The following is a 17,671-nucleotide window of genomic DNA, read 5'->3' as shown; positions in this document are numbered from 1 at the left end:
CATAAATGGAAAATGGATGACGATATTACAGGGAAGGGGCTATTTTGTTGACAAAGGGACAAAGTGATTATATACTTTTTGTATCGTGTCTGATTGGACACAGGCGGTTTGAGGAAAGGCGGTAACTAGAGATGAAAAAGGGTTTTCAGATAGGCAGGACCGATGGAAGGATATATGCAATGGGTGTAACCGCTGTTGCCGGAGGAATGCATTTTTCATATGCGTCAAAAGGAAAAAGCTGCGCCCTGCTTCTATATAAGAAGGGAGGCACGGCGCCCCTGGACCGGATCTGGTTCCCGGATGCCCTAAGGACCGGGGATGTGTGGAATGTTACTGTGCTGGGGGACTTTGAAGGGCTTTTCTATACCTATGAGGTGGATGGGAAGGAGACGCCGGATCCTTATGGCAGGCAGTTTACCGGCATGGAGCATTGGGGAAGCCTGGAACGGGTTGGCAGACCGGTGCGGTGCCCGGTAATCAGCGCAGGGGAGGTATATGACTGGGAAGGGGACATGCTGCCCCGGATACCATATGAGCAATGCGTGATTTACCATATACATCCAAGGGGATTTACAAAGCACGCCTCATCGGGGGTAAAGCAGTCGGACCGGGGTACGTTTAAAGGCATTGCTGAAAAGATACCCTATCTCAAGGAGCTGGGGGTCACGACCGTGGAAATGATGCCTCCGGTTGAATTTGACGAAATCATCATGCCTGTCCACAATGACAGTCCGTTTGAACCGGAAAAACCGGATGGGAAGCTGAATTACTGGGGATACACCCGGGGACATTCCTTTGCGCCCAAAAGCGCTTACTCCAGCGGCGGCGGGAAGGAGCCGGTGAGGGAATTTAAGGACATGGTAAAGGCGTTTCACCGGGAAGGGCTTGAGATTGTGATTGAGCTGTTCTTTGACGGAAAGGAAGCCCCGGCCTATGTGCTGGATGCGGTGCGCTTCTGGGCCCATGAGTACCATGTGGATGGAATCCATCTGATTGGTTATGCGCCGGTCAAGCTGCTGGGGGAGGATCCGTATCTCAGCAGGCTGAAACTGTTTGCCCCTGACTGGGAAGGCGTTGAGCCTGGGACGTGCAGGCACCTGGCCAGGTATAATGACGGTTTCATGATGGATATGCGGGGGCTGCTAAAAGGGGATGAGGGGCACATGGACCATCTGGCCTTCCATACCCGCCATAACCCGGAGAAGGTGGGGGCCATTAATTACATGGCCAACACCAATGGATTTACCATGATGGACCTGGTGTCCTATGACCGGAAGCACAACGAGGCCAACGGGGAGGACAACCGGGACGGTACGGACTATAACCTGTCCTGGAACTGCGGGGAAGAGGGGCCGAGCAGGAAGAAACGGATTGTCCGGATGAGGAAGCAGCAGCTGCGCAACGCCATGGTGCTTCTGTTCCTGAGCCAGGGAACGCCGTTAATCATGGCCGGGGATGAGTTTGGCAGGACTCGGAAAGGCAATAACAATGCCTACTGCCAGGACAATGAAATCTCCTGGATTAACTGGCGGCTTCTGGATACCAACCGGGACTTATTCGGATTTGTGAAACAACTCATAGCCCTGCGCAGGGAACATCCTGTTTTCCATATGTCCAAGGAACCAGCGCTTCTGGATTATAAGTCCGTGGGCATGCCGGACGTGTCCTATCACGGCCTTAAGACCTGGTGCCCCATGTTTGAGAATTACTGCCGCCAGCTGGGAATCCTGTACTGCGGGAAGTATGGGGAAAAGGATGGCGGGGACGATGACTATTTCTATGTTGCCTATAATATGTACTGGGAGCCGTGCGTGTTTGCACTGCCCAACCTTCCAAAGAAGCTTAGCTGGCATATTGCCGTGAACACGGAAGAGGAGGACGCCATATATGCGCCCGGCGCGGAATGCCTGGTGATGGACCAGAAGAAGATAATGGTGAAGGCCAGAAGCATTGTGGTGCTGATTGGGAAGGAGGCGGCCGGCGGGACGGCAGATGAGCCTGTTGGGGAAAGAACGGCGGCTGGACCGGCGGATAAGCCTGTTGGGGAAAAATCGGCAGGCGGGCAGGCGGATAAGTCTGTTGGGGAAAAAGCGGCAGGCGGACCGGCGGATAAGCCCTCTGTGAAAAAAGCATCCCCCTATAAAACCAAGGCGACAAAAAATAACCGGAAGGAATCAGATATCCATGTTGAATGAAGAAATACTCCAATATATACAAAACCACAGGGAAGAAGCCTACGAACTGCTCCTGACCCTGGCAAGGATTCCGGCACCGTCCAACCATGAGGAGAAGCGGGCCAGGTTCTGCAGTGAGTGGCTGAAGGCCCAGGGTGCGGAGGGGGTCTATGTGGATGAGGCCCTGAACGTGGTCTATCCCGTGGATGCAGGGAATGATGTCCCGGTAGAGGTGTATATGGCCCACACGGATGTGGTGTTCCCGGATGAGGAGGAACTTCCTCTCCGTGTGGAGGATGGACGGATTTACTGTCCCGGCGTGGGGGATGACACGGCATGCCTGGTCAGTCTCCTGCTGGCTGCAAAGTACATTGCAGGGCATGTGGGAACCCCTGGATGGAAGGAACTGAGGGGGCAGAAGGACACCGGACTGGTGCTGGTATGCAATTCAGGCGAGGAGGGGCTGGGCAATCTGAAGGGGGTAAGGAAAATCTGTCAGGTCTACGGCAGCAGGATGGTGTCCTTCTGCACCTTTGACAGCGGCCTGGACAGCATTGTGGACAGCGCCGTCGGCTCCAAACGGTTCCGGGTATGTGTAAAAACCCAGGGCGGCCATTCCTATAATGACTTTGGCCGCGACAATGCCATTGCCAGGCTGGCGGACATAATCAGCAGGCTGTATGCGCTCCGTGTGCCGGAAAAAGGCGGCAGGACCACCTACAACGTAGGCATGATAACCGGAGGCACATCGGTCAACACCATTGCCCAGCAGGCTCAGATGCTCTATGAGTTCCGTTCCGAATCCAGGGAAAACATGGACTATATGGAGAAAATGTTCCTGGATGTCATTGAACAGGTAAAATCAGAGGGCGCGGACGTGGACCTGGAGGTAATCGGCCTGCGGCCCTGCGGCGGTGATGTGGATCCGGAAAAGGAACGTGCGCTGGTGGAACGTGCTATCCGGGCGGTAAGCGGCGTCACGGGTGCTGAACCTAAACGCCATTCCGGCTCCACCGACTGCAATATCCCCCTTTCCCTTGGAATCCCCAGTGTGTGCGTGGGAAGCTTCACGGGCAGCGGCGCCCATACAAGGGATGAATACGTGGAGACCGCGTCCCTGGAACAGGGATACCGGGTGGCGTTTGAGATGATATTGGGACATGACTGAAAATTGCTCCCGGGTCATAATGATAATTTCCCCTACATAGATTTAGAGTGGGTACTCTTAAGGAATGTCCACGATAGCAGGAAGCGTGGGAAGATATGGAGTGCTCCCAAAGGCGTGTATGTCTTTGGGGGCATTTTTGTACCCTGAAAAAGATGATGTGTTTGGGAAGAGGGGAGAGACAGATGGCAGAATGGCATGAACTGTCAGGAACGGATGTATTGAGCAGCCTTGAAACCGGACGGCAGGGAATCGATGATAGGGACGCCGAGGCAAGGCTTGAAAAATATGGGGAAAATGTACTGGAGGACAACGGCAGGCTTCAGTGGTGGCAGGTGTTCCTGTCCCAGTTTAAGGACCTGCTGGTCATCATCCTGATTGCGGCGGCAGCTGTCTCCATGCTGACAGGTGACCCGGAGAGCGCCATGGTCATTTTCGCAGTCCTTCTGCTTAATGCGGTGCTTGGCACGGTCCAGCACCAGAAGGCAGAGAAATCCCTGGACAGCTTAAAGCAGCTGTCCTCCCCGGAAGCCAGGGTCATCCGGGCGGGATCGCTGGAAGTGATTCCCTCCTCAATGGTGGTCCCTGGGGATATCCTGATGATGGAAACAGGGGACCTGGTGGCTGCGGACGGGCGGCTTTTAGAGGTTCACGGGTTTACTGTCAATGAAAGCTCCCTGACCGGGGAATCCCTCAGTGTGGAAAAACATACAAAGGCCATAAAAGGCAGGGAATCCGCAGTGGCGCTGGCGGACAGGACCAATATGGTGTTTTCCGGTTCCCTGGTGACCTCGGGCAGGGCCATGGCCGTTGTCACTGCCACGGGCATGGACACGGAGATTGGCAGGATTGCGTCCCTGATGAATGAGACAAAGGAGAAGAAAACGCCGCTCCAGGTCAGCCTGGACCGTTTCTCCGGCCGCCTGGCTATGGCCATCATAGCCATATGCGGCCTGGTATTCCTTCTGAGCCTGTACCGCAGGGAGCCGGTACTGGACGCCCTGATGTTTGCAGTGGCCCTGGCGGTGGCGGCGATTCCCGAGGCCCTCAGTTCCATTGTCACCATCGTCCAGGCCATGGGAACCCAGAAGATGGCAAAGGAACAGGCCATCATCAAGGATTTAAAGGCAGTGGAAAGCCTGGGCTGTGTGTCTGTAATCTGTTCCGATAAAACAGGCACCCTGACACAGAACCGGATGGACGTGGAACGGGTCTATATCAACCACACGGAACAGGATGTGATGTGGCTGGGCCGCAGCAGGAACAGGATGGATGTAAAACTGTTCCTGTACGGCGCCGTGCTCAACAACAATGCCTCCTCGGGCGGGGGACAGGATGAGGGGGACCCCATGGAGATTGCCCTGCTCCACATGGCGCGGGAGGCGGGGATGATTCCGGAGCAGGTGCGGATGATGAACCACAGGAAACGGGAAATCCCCTTTGACTCAGCCAGGAAGCTGATGACCACGGTTAACGAGGTGGAGGGACAGGAGCTGATTTTTGTCAAAGGCGCCGTGGATGTGCTTCTGAAAAAATGCAGCCGTCTTGCAAACCCGGCCGCCAGCCAGGCAGAGGGGAAAACCAGCGGCAAGCTGTCTGCCGCCGAAGCAGGAGACAGATTCCCGGATGGACCTGAAGGCGGAACCGGATACGGGAGCAAAACCGGATACAGGAGTGGAACCGGATACGGGGGCGGAGCCGGATACAGGAGCGGAACCGGAACCGGGACCGGGGACGTTCCCTCCCGCAGCCTGTCCTCCTCGGACAGACAGAGAATCCTGAACCAGAACACCCTCTGGTCGTCCAGGGGACTGCGCGTGCTGGCATTGGCCTGCCGTCCTTATGCGGAGGCAGGCAAGAACGGCGAGGAGGAGGACCTTATCTTCCTTGGCCTTATGGCGATGATGGATCCCCCCAGGCCGGAATCACGTTCAGCGGTTGCCAGCGCCAGGCAGGCCGGAATCCGCCCGGTGATGATAACCGGAGACCACAAGGTAACGGCCATGGCAATCGCGGAGAGGATTGGCATATTGACGCCGGGGGACATGGCAGCCACCGGGGCGGAGCTGGACCTGATGGAGGAAGAGGAGTTAGACCGGAGGCTGGAGCACATATCCGTGTACGCCCGCGTTTCGCCGGAGCATAAGATACGGATTGTCAGCGCATGGCAGAGAAGGGGCCATATCGTAGCCATGACAGGGGACGGCGTCAACGATGCTCCGGCCCTTAAAAAGGCGGATATCGGCGTGGCCATGGGCATTACCGGGACCGAGGTGTCCAAGGACGCCGCATCCATGATCCTGGCGGATGATAATTTTGCCACCATCATAAAGGCGGTGGCCAATGGCAGGAACGTTTACCGGAACATAAAGAATGCCATCCAGTTCCTGCTGTCCGGTAACATGGCGGGAATCCTATGTGTACTGTATACCTCCCTGCTGGCGCTGCCGCTGCCCTTTGCACCGGTGCACCTGCTGTTCATCAACCTGATTACGGATTCCCTTCCCGCCATTGCAATCGGCATGGAGCCGCCGGAGGACGGACTGTTAAAGGAACCGCCCAGGAATCCCAGGGAGGGGATACTGACCGCCTCCTTCATACGCGACATCCTGGTCCAGGGCGGCCTCATAGCGGCAGCCACCATGTGGGCCTATACCACGGGGCTTCATGAGGGAGGGCCGGGAAGGGCGTGTACCATGGCATTCTCCACCCTGACCCTGGCCCGTCTGTTCCATGGATTTAACTGCCGCAGCAGCCATTCCATCATCCGGCTGGGACTGGGAAGCAACCTGTACAGCGTCATGGCATTCCAGCTGGGCGCCCTGCTTCTGGCAGCCGTATTATTCGTTCCGGGGCTGCAGATCATGTTTGCGGCGGCGGATCTGAGCCTGAGCCAGCTGTCCACCATTGTTTCAGCTGCATTCCTGCCCACCCTGGTGATCCAGATACATAAAATAATAAAGGAATCCATTGTCTAAATAGTGTCTGATTTCTGAAATAATGGCAAAATCGTAGAAAAGTTCGGAAAAATGTGGTAGAGTAAACCTTAGAAATGATTTCGGCGCAGCCGCCGTAACTGATATGGCGCGGGCCGGAAGAATCAGGAGGGTATCATGAGACTTGTAACATATGAAATCGAACACAAATCCGGACTTGGGGTAATCAGCAAAGACGGCAGATGGATATATCCCCTGACATCGCTGGATATGGATTACAAAACCATGCAGGAACTGATTGAGAACATCAGTGATTCGGAAAAACAGTTGCTGGACTATGCGTCCGGCCAGGACCCATATAAGATAAAAGGGGCGGCCCCCATGGAAGAGGTATGCCTTAAAGCTCCGATTCCCAATCCAAGGCAGGATGTGATCTGTCTGGGGGTCAATTACATGGCCCATGCAGAGGAATCCGCCCGCTATAAGAAGGAAGAATTCAGCGGGGAAAGGCCCTTTGCCATCTACTTTTCAAAGAGGGTGAACCAGGCCACTGCGCCGGGGGAAGGCATTCCCAGCCATCAGGATATTGTAAAAGACCTGGATTATGAGGCCGAACTGGCAGTCATCATCGGCAGGGAGGCCTCCCATGTGCCTGCGTCCCAGGTAAAGGATTACATTTTCGGGTACACCATCATCAACGATGTGAGCGCCCGTACCCTGCAGACACAGCATAAGCAGTGGTATTTCGGCAAGGGCCTGGACGGTTTCCTTCCCATGGGCCCATGTATTGCCACGGTGGATGAACTGCAGTATCCGCCCCATGTGCAGATACAGTCCAGGGTAAACGGGGAACTGCGCCAGGACAGCAACACCCGTCTGCTTATATTTGATATTGACCATATTGTCAGTGAACTGTCCCAGGGCATGACACTGAAGGCAGGAACCATTATTGCCACCGGGACACCGGCCGGGGTGGGCATGGGATTTGACCCGCCCAGATTCCTGAAGCCAGGCGATGTGGTGGAGTGTACCATTGAAGGAATTGGAACCATTGCCAATAAGGTAATGGACTGAGAGGAGGATAAAAATGGACTATTTACCTATGACCATACGTAAACAGAAGAACATTGCCCTGATTGCCCACGACCAGAAAAAGCGTGAGCTGATCCAGTGGTGTGATGAACACAAGGATATACTGTCCAAGCACTTCCTGTGCGGGACAGGGACCACGGCCCGCATGATTACGGACGCAACCGACCTTCCTGTGAAGGGGTATAACAGCGGCCCGCTGGGAGGCGACCAGCAGATAGGCGCAAAGATTGTGGAAGGGAAGATTGACTTTGTGATCTTTTTCTCCGACCCGCTGACGGCACAGCCCCATGACCCGGATGTGAAGGCACTTTTAAGGATTGCCCAGGTTTATGATATTCCCATTGCCAACAACAAGGCCAGTGCGGATTTCATGATTACATCTCCTCTTATGGATGAAGAATATGAGCATGATGTGGTGAATTTTAAGCAGAATATAACTGAGAGGGCGAATACGCTCTGATGTATTTGCCGCATCACTGAATGTTAGGATGAAGAATGAAGCAGATAAGGGGGCACATAATATGGAACAGAATTTATATGATTTGATGGATTGGGCGGGAATTGAGGAACTGGTGTATTCAGAGGCATCCAATCCCCACGCCATGCTGGGACCTCATCTGACGGAATCCGGCCTTTTGATTCAGGCCCTGATTCCCACGGCAGCGGAGGTTGTTGTGAAGATTGCATCCACTGGCAGGAAGTATCCCATGGAGCTGGCTGACGAGGCTGGATTCTTTGCAGTCCTCATTCCCAGGAAGAGCATGGCGGCATATACACTGCTTGTGACCTATGACAATGGTGTGACGGATGAAATCCATGACCCATACGCCTATGCGCCGCAGTTCGCTTCAGAGGACCTTAAGAAATTTGCAGCAGGCATACATTATTCCATCTATGATAAGATGGGCGCGCATCCAATGACCATAAACGGTGTTTCAGGCGTGTATTTTTCCGTATGGGCGCCCTGCGCCATGCGCGTCAGCGTGGTGGGGGACTTTAACCTCTGGGATGGAAGACGCCATCAGATGCGCCGGATTGGGGAAGGCGACGGCAGTGTGTTCGAACTGTTTATCCCTGGTCTGACAACAGGCGTGATTTATAAGTATGAGGTCAAGACAAAGGCAGGACTGCCCATGTTAAAGGCCGACCCCTACGGCAATTATGCGGAGCTGCGTCCCAACAACGCTTCGGTTGTGTGGGATATCAACCAGTACCAGTGGAACGACAGGGCCTGGATGGACAAGCGGGCCAAGACCGGTACAAAGGACAGGCCGTTCAATATCTATGAGGTCCATCTTGGTTCCTGGATGAGAAAAGAAGCCGCAAAGGATGAGTCCGGAGAGGATATAGTGGGCTCGGAATTCTATAATTACAGGGAAATAGCAGTCAGGCTGGCTGATTATGTGCAGGACATGGGATATACCCATGTGGAGCTGATGCCGGTAATGGAGCACCCGCTGGACGAGTCCTGGGGATACCAGGTCACAGGCTATTATGCGCCAACCAGCAGATATGGCACGCCCGATGACTTCATGTACTTTATGGACTACATGCATGGCAGGGGAATCGGGGTTATCCTGGACTGGGTGCCCGCCCATTTCCCGCGTGATGCTTACGGCATGGCTAATTTTGACGGCACGTGCGTTTATGAACACATGGACCCCCGCAAGGGTTCGCACCCACATTGGGGAACGTTGATTTACAATTACGGCCGTCCCGGGGTTTCCAACTTCCTGATTGCCAATGCGCTTTTCTGGGCTGAGAAGTACCATGCGGATGCTATCCGTATGGATGCGGTGGCCTCCATGCTGTACCTGGATTATGGAAAGAATGACGGGGAATGGGTGCCTAACATATATGGCGGCAACGAGAACCTGGAAGCAGTGGAATTCCTGAAGCATCTGAACTCTGTGTTCAAAGGGCGCGGGGATGGAGCGGTCATCATTGCAGAGGAGTCCACGGCATGGCCCATGGTAACAGGGAACGCAAAAGAAGGCGGTCTGGGCTTTGACTATAAGTGGAACATGGGCTGGATGAATGATTTCACCAACTATATGCGCTGCGACCCGTATTTCAGGAAGAATAATTACGGCGAACTGGTATTTTCCATGCTGTATGCGTACAGCGAGGACTTTGTGCTGGTATTTTCACATGACGAGGTGGTCCATGGCAAGGGTTCCATGATTGGAAAGATGCCCGGCGCCACATTGGAGATAAAGGCAGAGAACCTGAGGACGGCCTATGCATTCATGATGGGACATCCGGGCAAGAAGCTGCTGTTCATGGGCCAGGAGTATGCCCAGGTCAGCGAGTGGAATGAGGGCGCGTCCCTGGAATGGGGGCTGTTGGAACTGCCTGTCCATAAGAATATGCAGGATTACGTGAGGACGCTGAATAAGCTGTACCTGGAACATCCGGCCCTGTATGAGATGGATTATGACCCGGAGGGCTTTGAATGGATTAACTGCAGCTATCAGAATGAAAGCATGGTCATGTTTGTCCGCAAGAGCAAAAAGGCAGGGGAAACACTGTTGTTCATCTGTAATTTTGATAACATGGAACATGAGAAGTTCCGGGTAGGGGTTCCCTTTGAGGGCAGATACAAGGAAATCTTCAACACCGATGCAAAGGAATTTGGCGGCAGCGGCAAAGTCAATGGCCGTGTGAAGTCATCTAAGAAGATTGAATGGGATGAGAAGGAAGATTCCATTGAAGTCAATATCCCTCCCATGAGTGTCAGCATATATACCTGCACGCCTGAACCAAAGGCAAAAAAGGCTGGGACTGGCAAGGCAGCGGCCGGGAAAGGGCAGGCGGCTAAGACGGTTAAGAAGGCTGGGAGTAAGGCGGAATCGAAGGCTGGGCCGGGGAAGAAGGCGGAAGTGAAAGCGGAGCCAGAGAAGAAGGCGGAAGTGAAAGCGGAGCCTGAGAAGAAGGCAGAAGTGAAAGCGAAACCTGAGAAGAAGGTGGAAGTGAAAGCGGAGCCAGAGAAGAAGGTGGAAGTAAAAGCGGAATCTGAGAAGAAGGTGGAAGTAAAAGCGGAACCTGAAAAGAAGGTAGAAGTGAAAGCGGAGCCTGAGAAGAAGGTGGAAGTAAAAGCGGAGCCTGAGAAGAAGGCAGAAGTGAAATCTGAACCGGAAAAGAAGGCAGAGAAGAAACCAGCGCCTAAGAGGCTATCCACTAAAAAAGAGGATCAAAAAAAGCTGACAACTGCTAAGACCGATCAGAAGCAGATATCCACCGCCAAGACCGATCAGAAGCAGATATCCACTGCCAAGACAGAGCAGAAGCAAATATCCACCGCCAAGACCGACCAGAAGCAGATATCCACTTCCAAGACCGACCAGAAGCAGATATCCACCGCCAAAACCGACCAGAAGCAGATATCCACCGCCAAGACCGACCAGAAGCAGATATCCACCGCCAAAACAGACCAGAAGAAGCTGTCTACAGCTAAGAAAGAAACCGGCAGGATATCCACGAAAAAAGAAAGAACAAAACAGATATCCACAAAAAAGACTGATCCCAAACAGATATCCACATCAAAGACAGGACAGAAGCGGCTGGGGACATCCAAAGCAGAGGCCGGGAAAACAGAAGATAACAGATAAAGAGCAGAAAAACCATATAATACGCAGAAAAACCATATAATACAAGGAGAGCGCAGGCCCCAGGCTTTGCGCTCTTTCCCTGTTTATGGTATAATGACCAGGCAGGCAATATGCAGGGCAGGGAAGCGGCCCCGGGGATGCTTGGTTTCCAAACACGCCCTGAAGGCACAACGGATATACGTATCACACTGCCGGGAGTCAATGGATGGGGAGGGGAAAGGATGTTCAAATACATAAAAAACCTATGGCTGACAATTTCCCTCAAGAAGAAGCTGGGAACATTTTCCATCATTGTCATTCTGGTTATGGGGCTTTCCATTGCCTTTAACATATTAATCATGAATTTTTCCCTGGACAGCTTCAATGTGATATTAAATGATAATTCCCTCTGTTATGATGTGCAGGAAGCGCTGGAACAGGAAGCATCCGCTTTTGAGGAGTATGTAAGGGACCGTTCCTGGGAAAGGGCCAAGGAGTACAGACTGGCCTGCTTTAAGACGGAGGAGAGTATAAAGGCCCTGCCTTTTCAATATACGGACATCAACCAGGAGCGCTATGCCAGGACCTGGAATATTAAAAACGGATATGAGGGCTACCGTGTGTTCCGGGATGAAGTGCTTCACATGAACCCGGAGGACAGGGGATTTGTGGACAAGCTTTATAAGGTGTACGGGATGCAGGGATATCTTCAGACCTATGCCAGAAGGCTGATGCAGGCCACCATCAAAGAGGGGAAGAGCAGCTATCAGCAGAAAGTCCCGGTCCTGTATTATATCCCCTATATGATCATGGCATACTCCATTGTGATGATCATAACCGTCATCTGTCTGACCAAGCTTCTGTCCAATACCCTGATTAACCCTATGGTCCGGCTGGCCCACTGTTCCAGGAAGATAGCCAGGAATGACTTCAGCGGCAATGATGTGACGGTTGAGAATAAGGATGAGATGGGCGAGTTGGTCCAGGCCTTTAATAAGATGAAACATGCCACTGAAGGGCATATTAATACGCTAAAGGAGAAAAATGAGATAGCCGAACGTCTCCATAAAGAGGAACTTGGCCGCATTGAGATGGAGAAACGTCTGGATGCAGCCAGGCTGGAGCTGCTGAAAAGCCAGATAAACCCTCATTTCCTGTTTAACACCCTGAACATGATTGCATGTATGGCCAAGCTGGAGGAGGCGGACACCACGGAGAGGATGATATCCAGTATGAGCAGCCTGTTCCGGTACAACCTTAAGACATCGGAGCAGATTGTGCCATTGGCCCAGGAACTTAAGGTGGTGAAAGACTACATGTACATCCAGCAGATGCGGTTTGGCAGCCGCATTGCATATGACTGCCAGCTGGAAGTGGATGAGGAGGAAACCATCATACCGGCCTTCACCCTTCAGCCGATTGTGGAAAATGCAATCATCCATGGCCTGTCAAAGAAGGAGCAGGGCGGAAAAATCCTTCTAAGGGTATGGAAAAAAGAGGATAAGGTCATCATATCGGTTGCGGATACCGGAGTGGGGATGAGCCAGGAACGGCTTATGGAACTGCGCACTGCCCTCAATGCAGGCGGGACCGCACGGGTCGGGATTGGGCTTGGGAACATCTGCCACCGGATCCACGCCATGTACAGGAACGGTGACTTCAGGATATACAGCAGCGAGGGAAATGGCACGGTGGTACAGGTCATCGTACCGCAGGATGAGCATGCGGAAATGGGAAGCGGGAATCAGGAAACAACATAGGGGGGATTACATGCTGCGTTTATTGATAGCTGACGATGAGGTGATTGAGAGAAAGGTCCTTTATAAAACCCTACAGAAGAATATAGGGGATCAATGCGTGATCTTCCAGGCTGAAAATGGCCGTCAGGCGCTGAGGGTCTATGAGGAAGAGAAAATCCAGATTGCAATCCTGGATATCGAAATGCCTGGTATTAACGGGATTGAGGCCGCACAGAAAATCCGGGAAAAGGATAAGGAATGCTGCATCATTTTCCTGACTGCCTTTGATGAGTTTTCCTATGCAAAAAAGGCCATTACGGTGCGGGCCCTGGATTATCTTCTCAAGCCCTATGATGAGCAGGAGCTGATGCTGGTGGTGGAGGAAGCCATGCGGCTGGCTGCTGAGTACCAGGCCAACCGGCAGGCGGCCGAGTCCCAGACCGGACGGGGCCAGAAGTATGAACTGCCGGAGACCGCCCTTCCTGCGGGGGATGACATGGAGGACGGCGGCCAGGTCCGTCTGTCCAAGGTGACGGAAATCATCAGCCATTATATAGAAACCAATTACATGTACGACATATCCATGCAGGACCTGGCACGGCATATGAATTACTCGGAAGCCTATTTCTGCAAGCTGTTTAAGCAGTGCTTTAATAAGAATTTCACGTCCTACCTGACGGAATATCGGGTGGAGGAAGCCAAGAGGATGCTGGCGGAGCCTACGGTGAATGTCAAGGACATCGGCAGGGCGGTGGGGTATTCGGATTCCAATTATTTCGCAAAGGTATTTAAGCGGATTACAGGACAAAGCCCAACAGAGTACCGGTTGTGCATATTCCAGAGAGGATAAAGGCAGCGTAAAGACATATTGTGTGATATATGCATAAAGATAATGTTAAGACAGGTTAAAATCGTACTATGATTCACAAAAATTTACTATGTTCAGATTAAGATTTTCCTCTTATAATTTAATTAGCGTAAAGAAAACGTAAACAAAATATGCGAAAGCATAAAAAATGTATAAAGAGGAGGATATGTTACATGAAAAAAAGATGGATGAGTGCAGCACTGTGCGCAGTAATGGTAGCTGGTTCCCTGGCAGGCTGCGGCCTGAAGACACCGGATGCACCGACAACAACAGCTGCTCCGGCAGCAACCGAGGCACCTGCAAGTGAGGCAGCTGGAGAGAGCAAGGAGGAGGCTCAGACCGAGGCAGCTGCCGACACAGCCGATATGCCGGAGGTTACCCTGGTAATGGCTGAAGTTAACCCCTTAGACACGATTGTTGGACAGACCGATTCCAAGTTCAAAGAGACGGTTGAGGAAATGTCCGGCGGCAAGATTAAGATTGACCTGCAGGCCAGCGGTGTCCTGGGTTCTGAGAACGATGTCCTGGATACCATGCTGGGCGGCGGCGGAACCATTGATATTTCCCGTATTTCTGCATTTGCACTGACAAGCTATGGCGCTGAGAAGTCCGTACTTCTCTCCATTCCTTACACATTTGCAAACCGTGACCATTTCTGGAAGTTTGCTGACAGCGAACTGGCTCCTGAATTCCTCATGGAACCGCACGACAACGGACTTGGTGTAAGAGGCCTGTTCTACGGCGAGGAAGGTTTCCGTCATTTCTTTACTGTTAAGGAAGTAAAAGGCTTAGAGGACCTGAAGGGCATGAAATTACGTGTGTCCAACGACCCGATCATGAACGGTATGGTTAACGGACTTGGCGCAAGCCCAACGGTTGTTTCCTTCAACGAACTGTACTCCGCACTGCAGACCGGTGTTGTTGACGGCGCTGAGCAGCCAATTGCCAACTACAAATCCAATGCATTCCAGGAAGTTGCTCCAAACCTGATTCTGGACGGCCACACACTGGGCGCCATCCAGGTCATCATCACGGACGAGGCTTGGGATAAGCTGACCGAAGAGCAGCAGAACATCCTGATGGAAGCTGGTAAGGTTGCTTCTGAATTCAACAGGACCATCTCTGAGGAAGCTGAGAACAAGGTGCTGGATGAGCTGAAGGCTGATGGAATTAATGTAGTTGAAGTTCCTGATATCAAACCATGGCAGGATGCTTGTAAGGATATCATCGAGTCTTCCACAAAGGATCAGGCTGAGCTGTATCAGCAGATTCTTGATATGAACAATTAATAAACGGCAATCAGAACAGGCACAGGGAAATGAAATTTACTCTGTGCCTGTATTAATGAAAGGGGAATTGATATGCCAGCAATGTTTGAAAAGATTGATAAAATCAAACCCGCATATGATATGACATATAAGTTTGTCCTGTTTCTCTGCAAGGTACTTCTGGTAGTGGATATCCTTATCACAAGCATGGCAGTGGCAGGCAGATACATACCGTTCATTCCTGACCCGGCATGGAGTGAGGAAGTGGTACTGACCTGTATGTCCTATATGGCGGTGCTTTCTGCTGCCCTTGCAATCAGAAGGGGCGCCCATATCCGCATGACGGCATTTGACCGCTATCTGCCATCTAAACTGGTGAAGAGCCTGGATATCATTGCCGATCTGGCAGTGTTTGCCCTTGCAATCATCATGATTACGGTTGGCTGGAAATATGCCACCGGAATCGGTTCCAAGGGTACCTATGTAAGCATGCCGAAGGTTTCCAGGTTCTGGATGTACTTCCCGGTCCCTCTGGCAGGCGCGGCTATGTTTGTTTTCGAAATAGAAGCTTTGTATAATCATGTAAAAGGCTTCTTTGTAAAGGAGGAGATGGAGTAATGGATGCAAATAGCATGGCAATTCTGGTTTTACTGGGAAGTTTCTTCCTGATGGTATTCCTGCGTTTCCCCATCGCCTATGCGGTAGCGCTTTCTTCTGTGTTCTGCCTTCTGTATCAGGGGCATAACCTGACCACCATCTGCCAGCAGATGGTAAAAGGCATCAGTTCTTTCAGCCTGATGGCCGTTCCTTTCTTCATCACCATGGGATGCCTGATGGGGTCCGGCGGTATCTCCGAGAAGCTGATAGCCCTGGCCAATGCATGTGTCGGCTGGATGCGCGGCGGCATGGCAATGGTTAATATCGTTGCTTCCTATTTCTTCGGTGGTATTTCCGGTTCCGCTTCCGCGGACACGGCTTCCCTTGGTTCCATCCTTATACCGATGATGGTGGACCAGGGATATGATGACGATTTCTCAACCGCTGTAACCATCACATCTTCCTGTGAGGGGCTTCTGGTTCCTCCCAGCCATAACATGGTTATCTATGCAACCACGGCAGGAGGCATTTCCGTGGGAAGCCTTTTCCTGGCAGGATATATACCGGGTGCGCTTCTGGCTGTCACGCTGATGATCGGTTCCTATATCATCTCTGTTAAGCGCAATTATCCCAAGGGTGAGAAGTTCAGCATCATCAACCTGATTAAACAGCTGAGTATTTCCTTCTGGGCCCTGGCGGCTGTGCTGATTGTTGTATTCGGCGTGGTTGGCGGCGTGTTCACTGCGACTGAGTCCGCGGCCGTGGCGGTTATCTACAGCCTGATTGTCAGCGTATTCATCTACAGGGGACTTGACTGGAAGGGCGTATGGAGGGTGCTTGGGGACTGTGTGGACACCCTGTCCATTGTCATGATATTGATTGCAACATCCAGTATCTTCGGATTCTGCCTGACCCAGCTCCATGTGCCGGACCTGGCAGCCAGTACCATTACAGGCATGACCAATAACCCGATCCTGCTGGCCCTGCTGCTGAATCTGATTCTGCTGATTCTTGGATGTATCATGGACATGGCGCCCATTATCCTGATTGCAACGCCAATCCTGCTTCCAATCGCAACCTCCATCGGCCTGGATCCAATCCAGTTCGGTATCATGGTTGTCCTTAACTGCGGTATCGGCCTCCTGACACCTCCGGTCGGCGCAGTGCTTTTCATTGGCTCTGCCGTTGCCAAGGTGCCCATGGAGCGTGTGGTCAAGGCTACGCTTCCATTCTATCTGTGCATGATTGTTACACTGCTGCTGATTACCTTTATCCCGGCTGTCAGCATGTGGCTGCCGACCGTACTGGGTGGTATGGCGAAATAAACAGCGGTGTTTCCATATGATTCAAACTACAAATCTCCGTCCATGTGAATATGGGCGGAGATTTTTTGTGCGCCCGGAATGGGCGTAATCTTAGAGACAGGAGTCCTGTTGTGATTGGAACATGTTCATGGTTCCAATTGGCTGGCGGAGTCAGGATCCAGGTACAGCCTGGCTGACTTTTGAAGCCTGAGGATGCTGGCAGGGCAGCTTTCCGATATCTGGCCGTTTATAAGGCGGGATATGGCCTGGGCCTTGGTGGGCGCCGGGACCACGCAGAACAAAGCCTTAGCCGACATCAGCCCGGGAACCGTGACCGTCATGGCATATTCCGGAACCTGGTCCATGGATGCGAAGCAGCCGTCATTGACCTGCTGCTGGCGGCAGACCGGATCCAGCTTTACCGGTTTTACCAGACGCGTGTCGTTAAAATCAGCCACAGGCGGGTCGTTAAATGCCACATGGCCATTTTCACCCACGCCCAGGACGCAGATATCGATGGGATGTTCTTTTAACAGGGCTTCGTAGCGCGCCGCTTCCTTCTCAGGCTCTGTTGTTTCGGGGGAAATATAATTCACCTGGGCAAAGGGCTTGTGACCGAAGAGATGTTCACGCAGGAAGTTACCGAAGCCCTGGGGCGCGTCCGGTGATAACCCGATGTATTCGTCCATGTGGAAGCAGTTAATCCGCGTCCAGTCCACATCCTCCGCTTCCAGCAGTCCGGCCAGGACTTCATTCTGGGACGGCGCCGCCCCGAACATCATGTTAATCACAGGCTTCTGGGAAAGCATCACATGAATCATGGCAATGACATCCCTGGCAGCTGCCTTTCCCATCTTCCCGCGGTCTTCGTAGATAAAGCATTGCAAAGCGTCTTTTGTAAAATATCGTATGTTTTCCATAAGTCCTCCTTCTTGTTA

12 protein-coding genes are annotated in these 17,671 nt (G+C 52.4%); 11 read left to right on the top strand and 1 reads right to left on the bottom strand.

Going from position 1 to position 17,671, the window contains the following annotated elements:
• The first annotated feature begins 131 nt into the window (after positions 1–131).
• From LK536_RS34130 to LK536_RS34080, 11 genes are all read left to right on the top strand, one after another.
• Positions 132–2,195 carry an alpha-amylase gene (locus LK536_RS34130; protein ID WP_227794565.1) on the top strand — a complete coding sequence of 688 codons (2,064 nt, stop codon included), beginning with the start codon at positions 132–134 and terminating at the stop codon, positions 2,193–2,195.
• A complete protein-coding gene (locus LK536_RS34125; RefSeq protein WP_331471996.1) occupies positions 2,185–3,342 on the top strand; it encodes a M20/M25/M40 family metallo-hydrolase in 1,158 nt (385 codons plus the stop codon). Before LK536_RS34130 ends, LK536_RS34125 begins: the two co-directional genes overlap by 11 nt.
• Positions 3,343–3,524: 182 nt before the next feature.
• Positions 3,525–6,317 (top strand): cation-translocating P-type ATPase, encoded by a 2,793-nt coding sequence (locus LK536_RS34120; protein WP_227794564.1) that lies wholly within the window; start codon positions 3,525–3,527, stop codon positions 6,315–6,317.
• A 135-nt stretch (positions 6,318–6,452) separates the two neighbouring features.
• Positions 6,453–7,349 carry a fumarylacetoacetate hydrolase family protein gene (locus LK536_RS34115; protein ID WP_025484310.1) on the top strand — a complete coding sequence of 299 codons (897 nt, stop codon included), beginning with the start codon at positions 6,453–6,455 and terminating at the stop codon, positions 7,347–7,349.
• 13 nt (positions 7,350–7,362) lie between these two features.
• Positions 7,363–7,827: a methylglyoxal synthase gene (locus LK536_RS34110; RefSeq protein WP_008723942.1), complete on the top strand. Its 465-nt coding sequence runs from the start codon at positions 7,363–7,365 to the stop codon at positions 7,825–7,827.
• 61 nt (positions 7,828–7,888) lie between these two features.
• Positions 7,889–10,978 (top strand): 1,4-alpha-glucan branching protein GlgB, encoded by a 3,090-nt coding sequence (glgB, locus tag LK536_RS34105; protein WP_227794563.1) that lies wholly within the window; start codon positions 7,889–7,891, stop codon positions 10,976–10,978.
• Between the two features lie 221 nt (positions 10,979–11,199).
• Positions 11,200–12,717, top strand: coding sequence for a sensor histidine kinase (locus LK536_RS34100; RefSeq protein WP_227794562.1), 1,518 nt, complete (start codon positions 11,200–11,202; stop codon positions 12,715–12,717).
• Between the two features lie 10 nt (positions 12,718–12,727).
• On the top strand, positions 12,728–13,546 hold the full coding sequence (locus tag LK536_RS34095; RefSeq protein WP_120056504.1) for a response regulator transcription factor: 819 nt from the start codon (positions 12,728–12,730) through the stop codon (positions 13,544–13,546).
• A gap of 191 nt (positions 13,547–13,737) precedes the next feature.
• The gene (locus tag LK536_RS34090) at positions 13,738–14,853 is read left to right on the top strand and encodes a TRAP transporter substrate-binding protein (RefSeq protein WP_227794561.1); all 1,116 of its coding nucleotides are present in this window, start codon (positions 13,738–13,740) and stop codon (positions 14,851–14,853) included.
• 72 nt (positions 14,854–14,925) lie between these two features.
• The gene (locus LK536_RS34085; protein WP_008723949.1) at positions 14,926–15,450 is read left to right on the top strand and encodes a TRAP transporter small permease; all 525 of its coding nucleotides are present in this window, start codon (positions 14,926–14,928) and stop codon (positions 15,448–15,450) included.
• The gene (locus LK536_RS34080) at positions 15,450–16,754 is read left to right on the top strand and encodes a TRAP transporter large permease (protein ID WP_008723950.1); all 1,305 of its coding nucleotides are present in this window, start codon (positions 15,450–15,452) and stop codon (positions 16,752–16,754) included. Before LK536_RS34085 ends, LK536_RS34080 begins: the two co-directional genes overlap by 1 nt.
• A gap of 125 nt (positions 16,755–16,879) precedes the next feature.
• Here LK536_RS34080 and LK536_RS34075 read toward each other — a convergent pair whose 3' ends face one another.
• On the bottom strand, positions 16,880–17,653 hold the full coding sequence (locus LK536_RS34075; RefSeq protein WP_227794560.1) for a glucosamine-6-phosphate deaminase: 774 nt from the start codon (positions 17,651–17,653) through the stop codon (positions 16,880–16,882).
• Between the last annotated feature and the right edge of the window lie 18 nt (positions 17,654–17,671).

The sequence above is a fragment of the Clostridium pacaense genome (assembly GCF_020709765.2).
In the GTDB taxonomy this organism is placed as follows: Bacteria; Bacillota; Clostridia; order Lachnospirales; family Lachnospiraceae; genus Enterocloster; species Enterocloster hominis.
This window is presented reverse-complemented; position numbering and strand designations above follow the sequence as displayed.